Annotated in this window: 4 protein-coding genes; 2 read left to right on the top strand and 2 right to left on the bottom strand. The window is 51.7% G+C overall.

Annotation, left to right across the window (positions count from 1 at the left end):
- Nucleotides 1-432: 432 nt before the first annotated feature.
- Together ntrC and glnL are read right to left on the bottom strand one after the other, a co-directional pair.
- Nucleotides 433-1,845: a nitrogen regulation protein NR(I) gene (ntrC, locus tag EKO24_RS04130; RefSeq protein WP_127030184.1), complete on the bottom strand. Its 1,413-nt coding sequence runs from the start codon at nucleotides 1,843-1,845 to the stop codon at nucleotides 433-435.
- Nucleotides 1,838-2,893 carry a nitrogen regulation protein NR(II) gene (glnL, locus tag EKO24_RS04125; RefSeq protein ID WP_127030185.1) on the bottom strand — a complete coding sequence of 352 codons (1,056 nt, stop codon included), beginning with the start codon at nucleotides 2,891-2,893 and terminating at the stop codon, nucleotides 1,838-1,840. Before glnL ends, ntrC begins: the two co-directional genes overlap by 8 nt.
- A gap of 397 nt (nucleotides 2,894-3,290) precedes the next feature.
- Between glnL and EKO24_RS04120 the strand changes: the two genes are divergently transcribed.
- The gene (locus tag EKO24_RS04120; RefSeq protein ID WP_127030186.1) at nucleotides 3,291-4,538 is read left to right on the top strand and encodes an NAD(P)/FAD-dependent oxidoreductase; all 1,248 of its coding nucleotides are present in this window, start codon (nucleotides 3,291-3,293) and stop codon (nucleotides 4,536-4,538) included.
- Between the two features lie 121 nt (nucleotides 4,539-4,659).
- Nucleotides 4,660-7,374: a nitrate reductase gene (locus EKO24_RS04115; protein WP_127030187.1), complete on the top strand. Its 2,715-nt coding sequence runs from the start codon at nucleotides 4,660-4,662 to the stop codon at nucleotides 7,372-7,374.
- The last annotated feature ends 474 nt before the right edge of the window (nucleotides 7,375-7,848 follow it).

Raw genomic sequence — 7,848 nt, 5'->3', positions numbered from 1 at the left:
CGGCAGGCAAAAAAAATGCGGCTGGTTAGGGCCGCATTAGAGAAGGATATAAAACTCTGAATTCCAAGGAGGAAATTGCATCTCAAGAGTTGGATATATCTTAGTCATAATTTTTTAATCATGGAATGTGGCAAATTGCCGCGTGTCAGATTGTCGCAGAGCTGTAGTTTTGTGTAAAAAAACGGCGGGCAAAAAAAATGCGGCTGGTTAAGCCGCATTGGAATAAGGACATAAAACTCTGAATTTCGAGGAGGAAATTGCATCTCAAGAGTTGCAGCTATATTAATGATAAATAACAAATAATGGAATGTGACATATTGTCGCGGCGTTTCAATGAGTTGACTGCTATTTATGAGAATTTACTTATAGTTCAGCGTCTTATGTCAATAAATAGCCGCACGGCACGGCAACGCACGAGGGCACAAGGCTAAGCTATATCCCCAACTCCTGAATCTTCCTGGTTAGGGTATTCCTGCCGTAGCCCAGTAAAATCGCAGCCTCGTGGCGTTTGCCGTGGGTAAAATTCAACGCCGATTTTATTAAAATGCTTTCGACAGTCGGAATGATATGTTTGGCGATTTCCGCTTCGTTTCCGCGCAGCAGTTGCTGGTCTATCCAGTTTCTCAGCAAGGCTTCCCAGCCGGTTTCAGCCGTGTTTTTTTCCGATGCCGTATTCATTAATTCGGGCGGCAGGTCGTGCAGGTGGATCTCGCGTCCCGAAGCCATTACCGTCAGCCAGCGGCAGCTGTTTTCCAACTGCCTGACGTTGCCCGGCCAATCAAGCGTGCTTAAAAAGGCTTCCGCTTCGGGTTTCAGGATTTTAATTTCGGTATTCAGTTCAGCGGCCGCCTGGTTCAAAAAATGGCGCAGCAGCAAAGGTATGTCCTGCTTACGTTCGCGCAACGGTGGAATGTGGATGCGGATCACGTTTAAGCGATGGAATAAATCCTCCCGAAAACGGCCTTGCTCGACCAGAGTTTCAAGGTTTTGATGGGTGGCCGCAATAATGCGCACATCGACTTTAACCGACGTATACGAGCCGACCGGATAGAATTCGCCATCGGCCAATACCCGTAATAATCGCGTTTGCAGCTCGGCGGGCATATCGCCGATTTCATCGAGAAACAACGTGCCGCGGTCGGCTTGCTCGAAGCGGCCGGCGCGGCGCGCTTGTGCGCCGGTAAATGCGCCTTTTTCATGGCCGAACAGTTCGGATTCCATCAGGTCTTTCGGGATCGCCGCCATGTTCAGCGCGATGAACGGGTTGGCAGCCCTGGGACTGTGACGATGCAAGGCTTTAGCGACCAACTCCTTGCCGGTGCCCGATTCGCCGTTGATCAGCACGGTGATATGGGATCTGGCCAGTCTCCCTATTGCGCGAAATACTTCTTGCATGGACGGTGCTTCGCCGATGATTTCCGGCGTGGTTTCCTGCGCGGTGTGCGTATCCGAAGCCACCGCAACTTGCTGTTGCCTGCTGTGAATACAGGCTCTATGGGCAAGGTCAACGACTTCTTTAATATCGAAGGGCTTGGGCAGGTATTCGAAAGCGCCGCCGTGGAATGCGGAGACCGCGCTTTCCAGGTCGGAATGCGCGGTCATCACAATAACCGGCAGGTTCGGATGGCTCAATTGAATTTTGTTTAAAAGCTCCAGCCCGTCCATGCCGGGCATGCGAATATCGGTAATCAGCGCATCGGGCGCATCGCTTTGCAGTGCGTCCAGCAAATCGGCCGCACCGGAAAAACTGCGGGTATTGATGTCTGCTTTTTGCAGGGCTTTTTCCACGACCCAGCGTATAGATTTATCGTCATCGATGATCCAGACAGTTTCGGACTTAGTCATGGTTGGTTTCTCTCGGCGTAATGATGGGTAAAAAGATTGAAAACACCGTGTTTCCCGGTTCGCTGCTGCATTCAATCAGGCCGTTGTGCTGATTGATCAGCGCTTGGGCTATCGATAAACCCAGTCCCGTGCCGTCCGCGCGCCCGGTAATCATCGGATAAAATATTTGATTCATCATGTCGGGGTCGATGCCTGGCCCGTTGTCGATAATGTCGCATTTCACGGCTAATTTATAGCGTTTGCGGCCAATCGTTATTTGCCGGTGAATTCGGGTTTTGATGGTAATGTTGCCTTCGCCGTTCAATGCCTGAACGGCGTTTTTGGCGATATTTAAAATAGCCTGGATCAACTGGTCTTTGTCGGCCAGTATGTTGGGAATGCTGGGGTCGTAATCGGATTTAATCGTAAGATTGGATTCGACTTGCACCAGTTGCCTGACTCGCTCCAGCACTTCATGGATATTAAGGGCTTTTTTGTTAGGCAGTTTATTGGGGCCCAGCATTTTATCCATCAAGCCTTGCAGGCGGTCGGATTCGGCAATGATAATCCGCGTATATTCCTTCAGTTCCGGATCACGCAATTCCAGATCCAATAACTGCGCCGCGCCTCGCAGACCGCCCAACGGGTTCTTGATCTCATGCGCCAAGCCCCTGACCAGCAATCTGGCGGTGTTTTGCTGGGTTAATAGCCGTTCTTCCTTGGAGATGCGCAGGTGGTTGTCCACTTGTTGAAATTCGACCAGAATCTCGTTGACTTGCTCATCTTTTAATAGCGGCGTTGCGCTGAAGTTGATCGTAACGCTGTGGCTCATACGGTCCAGGCTCAGTTCGCGGTCTACCAACGGTTCGGCCATCGTCAAGCATTGCTGTAAATTCATCAGCAAGGCAGGATCGGACGATTTGAACAATTCATAAGCGTCGAGACCGACCAAATGGCGCGAGCTATCGGCAAGCAGGATTTCTCCGGCGGAATTGATGTAAGTCAGGATTAGGTTGCGATCAAACAGCAAGATTGCAGCATTCAAATGATCGAGTATACGTTTATGCATAGTCTGCTTTTAGTCGTTAAAGTAAGAGCGTACGGTTTCTATGGTAATTTCTATAGCAATTTGTAGGCCGACAAAGAGAACAGCCGCAAGTTTAGGTATTTATCTGTTATTGCGCACTATTATTGCTCGATTAACGAAGCATTTTAATTATCTTTGCACCATTTTAGCGCATAAATTTTCTGTTTTTCAGGCTTTATATTCGGGAAAACGCTAAAGCCGTTATGCGGCATGTAGTTTGCTTTTGAATTGTCAACAGCGTGCTGGCGAATACAGAACCCGAAGTTGGTAAAGCGACGCAAAGCCCTCTCCAGCGGGAGAAGAGCAAATGTCGCTTTACTAACTCCAGACTATACCTGCGGCATCGCTTGATTTGATCGCTTTCGAGATAGGAATACAGATGAAGCAACGCTTGGTTGTAATCGGTAACGGCATGGCGGGAATGCGCACCGTGGAAGAACTGCTGACGGCCGCGCCGGATAAATATGATATTACCGTGTTCGGCGCCGAGCCTTACGGCAATTACAATCGCATCATGCTGTCCTCGGTGCTGTGCGGAGAGAAAACCATTGAGGACATTGTGATCAATAATCGCCAGTGGTACAGCGACAACGGCATTACCTTGCATGCCGGCGAAGACAAAGCCGTGGTGAGGATAGACCGGAAAAATAAGACGGTTCATGCGCAAGACGGTACGGTTGCCGGCTATGACCGGCTGTTAATTGCTACCGGTTCCAAAGCCGTCATACCTTCGGTTCCGGGTAACGATCTGGAGGGCGTGATCAGCTTTCGGGATATTGTCGACGTCAACAAGATGCTGGCTTATAGCCGTAGCCATCGCAAGGCCGTGGTCCTGGGCGGCGGGCTGTTAGGCCTGGAAGCGGCCAATGGCCTGGTTTCAAGAGGCATGGACGTTACCGTCATTCACAGCAATGAGATATTACTGAACCGGCAAATGGACAGGGCGGCGGCAAAAATGCTGCAAACGGAATTGGAGTGGCGCGGCCTGAAATTCAAAATGGCCGCCAAACTGAAGCAATTACTGGGCGATGACAATGGCCATGTCGCATCGGTTTGTTTTGACGACGGCAGCCGGCTCGAATGCGATTTGTTTGTCACCGCAATCGGCGTGCGCCCGAACATGGCGCTGGCCCAGCAAGCCGGTATTTACTGCGAGCGCGGCATCGTCGTGAACGATACCTTGCAAAGTTACGATCCGAGTATTTACGCGGTCGGGGAATGTATCCAGCATCGCGGCGCTACCTTTGGCCTGGTCGCTCCGCTGTTTGAGCAGGCCAAAGTCTGCGCGAATCATCTCAGCGCGCACGGTGCGGCCGAATATATCACGCTGCCGACCGCGACCAAGCTTAAAGTGACCGGTATCAACCTGTTTTCGGTCGGCGATTTTCAAGGCGATAAAGACTGCGCAAGCATCCATTTTACCGATCCGGCTTTAGGTATTTATAAAAAGCTGGTTATTAAAGCCGACCGGTTAATCGGCGCGGTGCTGTACGGCGATACCGCCGATGGCAATTGGTACCAGGAGCTGTTGGAGACGGAAGACAGCATAGACGGCATCAGGGATGCGCTGATTTTTGGTAAAGTTTATTGTAACTATTCAGCGCATAAAGAAATGGGACACGGATAACACGGATTTATTTACCCCCGTCAAGCCAAGTTTATTTACGCTTTTAAATCCGTGTTGATCCGTCTAATCCGCGTCATCCGTGCGCTATTTTTTTCTAATTTACCGAGTATTTTTAGATTTAATGAATAAACCCATACAAACCACTTGTCCTTATTGCGGCGTCGGGTGCGGAATCAGCGCTAAAGTCGATCAAGCGCAGCATCGCCTGGAAATCAGCGGCGACCGGACTCATCCTGCCAATCTCGGACGCCTTTGTTCCAAAGGCTCGGCGCTAGGCGATACGATTGAACTGAAAGGCCGGCTGCTGCAGCCGAAAGTCTACGGGCGGGAAACCGGTTGGGCGGAAGCGCTGGATTTGGTTGCCGATTCCTTTCGCAACGCCATCGAAAAATACGGTGCGGATGCGGTCGCGATTTACGGTTCGGGGCAATTGCTGACCGAAGATTATTACGTCGCCAACAAGCTGATGAAAGGCTTTATCGGCAGCGGCAATATGGATACCAATAGCCGCTTGTGCATGTCCTCCTCGGTCGCCGGGCATAAGCGCGCGTTCGGTTCCGATACCGTGCCCGGCTGTTATCAGGATTTTGAATACGCCGAGCTGATCGTACTGATCGGTTCCAATGCAGCGTGGTGCCATCCTGTTGCTTTCCAACGGATACGCGCAGCCAAGGAAGCCAATCCTGCCGTAAAAGTCGTCGTGATCGACCCGCGCCGCACCGCCAGTTGCGACATTGCCGATTTGCATTTGCCGCTGGCAAGCGGTACGGATGCGGTGCTGTTCAACGGTTTGCTGAATTTTATAAACTTAAGAGGTAAGTTGGACAGGGCTTATATCGAAGCGCATACCGAAGGTTTTACCGTAGCCCTGAACGCTGCCGATGCCGGTATCGAACAGATCGCGGAGCTTTGCCGGCTCGATAAAGACGACGTGCGGCGTTTTTATGAATGGTTTGCCGGTCATGAAAAAGTTGTCAGTCTGTACAGCCAAGGCATCAATCAATCGTCATCCGGTACCGACAAAGTCAATGCGATCATCAACTGTCATTTGGCGACCGGCCGCATCGGTAAGCCGGGCATGGGACCGTTTTCACTGACCGGTCAGCCGAATGCGATGGGTGGGCGCGAAGTCGGCGGCTTGTCGCATCAACTGGCCGCGCATATGGATTTTTCCAATGCAGAGGATATAGAACGGGTCGCACGGTTTTGGAACACTCAAAACATCGCCCAAAAGCCGGGTTACCCGGCCGTGGAATTATTCGACGCCATTTACGACGGCAAAGTTAAAGCGGTATGGATCATGGGCACTAACCCGGTGGTCAGCTTGCCGAATGCGGATAAAGTCAAACAAGCCTTGCAGCGTTGCGATTTTGTGGTCATGTCCGATTGTATCGTCAATACCGATACGACCGCTTTGGCGCATGTGCTGCTGCCTGCGCAAGGCTGGAGCGAAAAAGACGGCACGGTGACCAATTCCGAGCGGCGTATCTCCCGGCAGCGGGCGTTATTTGCACCGGCCGGCAGCGCCAAGCCCGATTGGTGGATCATCACCCAGGTCGCAAGGCGCATGGGTTTTGAGCAGGCCTTCCATTACCAAAGCCCGGTCGAAATTTTTCGCGAACATGCCGCATTGTCCGGCTGTGAAAATAACGGTACGCGCGATTTCGACATCTCGGCGTTTACTGACATTAGCGAGCAGGATTACGACCGCTTGCAGCCGGTCCAATGGCCGGTTAACCAAGCCTATCCGCAGGGCAGGGCGCGCTTTTTCGACGACGGCCATTTTTTTACCGAATCGGGCAAAGCCAAGTTCATTGCCGTGACGCCGCGCCGGCCGGTTAATCCGCCGGATCGGGATTACCCGCTGATTTTAAACACCGGCCGCTTGCGCGACCAGTGGCATACGATGACGCGGACCGCGATTGCGGCAAAACTGAACCAGCATAAGCCCGAGCCTTTTGTCGAGGTGCATCCGGCCGATGCCGAGCGTTACGGTTTAGCTGCAAACGGTCTGGCAATGATAGAAAGCCGTTTGGGTTCGATGATTGCACGGGTCCAGGTCACCGACAGCCAACTGCCGGGCAACGTTTTCGTGCCGATGCATTGGACCGAACAGTACGCCAGTCGGGGACGCATGGGCGCGTTGGTCAATCCGGCGGTCGACCCGGTTTCGAACCAGCCGGAAAGCAAACATACGCCGGTGCGTATCGGCGCTTATCAGCCGCTTTGGCAGGGTTTTATTCTTTCGCGCCGCGAATTGAATATTAATGAACCGGAATATTGGGTCAAAATCAAAGGCGAACAGTATTACCGCTATGAACTGTCCGGTAAGACATTGCCGGAGAACTGGCCGGAATGGGCAAAAAGCAAGCTCTGCGACAGCGATGAGGCCACATTGCATTGGCAGGAATATCAAGATCCCGGCCGGGGTAATTACCGGGTAGCACATTTGATCAACGATCGCTTGGAAAGCGTGGTGTTTATCGCCGCCGAATCTACGCTTCCGGCGACTGCAGGGATGCAGGACGACCCCATGGAAGCAGTTGCCGAGGTAGAGCAACGCAAGGAGCGATTGCCGGACCGTAACTGGCTAACCGGCCTGTTTGCAAAAACGCAGCTGGAAAAAGCGGAACGCATGGCATTATTAACAGGAAGGCCGCCATTAGGCGTTTCCGACGTCGGCACCATCGTTTGCGCCTGCTTTAATGTCGGCGAACTTACCATCCAGGCCGCGATCAAGGAAAAAGGCCTCAAAACCCATCAGGAAGTCGGCCGTTGCCTGAAAGCCGGAACCAATTGCGGCTCTTGCATACCTGAAATCAAAGCGCTGTTGTGAAGTGCAATAGAACACGGATGACACGGATTTAAAACGGATTTGTTTCGGGTAATTGTTTTAATGATCTGCTTTAATCCGTCTGATCCGTGTTATTTGTTGATTGCGGACGGAAATTTGAACCTGATCTGAAAGCTTCTTAAAAATAGACTCAAGCGAATCTGGTACTGACTGTCACGTTTCGATTCCTAGTTGATATTCGAACCTTTGCGCTCAATGTCGGCAGGGATTCAATTAGCAGCCTTCAACGCAAAGCTAACCGGGCGCGGCTCGAAAAGAAAGCTGGAAAAATGCCGCATTATAGCCGCGCTACGGTTGAATGCCTTGTGTACGCCCAGCATGGGCGTGAACTTATGGGGTGAAAGTCCCCTGTCGGAGAACCGACATTGATTAACATTTAACATATGTTGACGATTATAACGACTAGCCGACGGCAAGGGCAATACTGCGAAGTGTTGTCCGGAGGAAGCCCGAGTG

The organism is Candidatus Methylobacter oryzae (genome assembly GCF_003994235.2).
GTDB lineage: Bacteria > Pseudomonadota > Gammaproteobacteria > Methylococcales > Methylomonadaceae > Methylobacter_A > Methylobacter_A oryzae.
The sequence above is the reverse complement of the archived record's forward strand: the minus strand, read 5'-3'. Positions and strand labels throughout refer to the sequence as shown.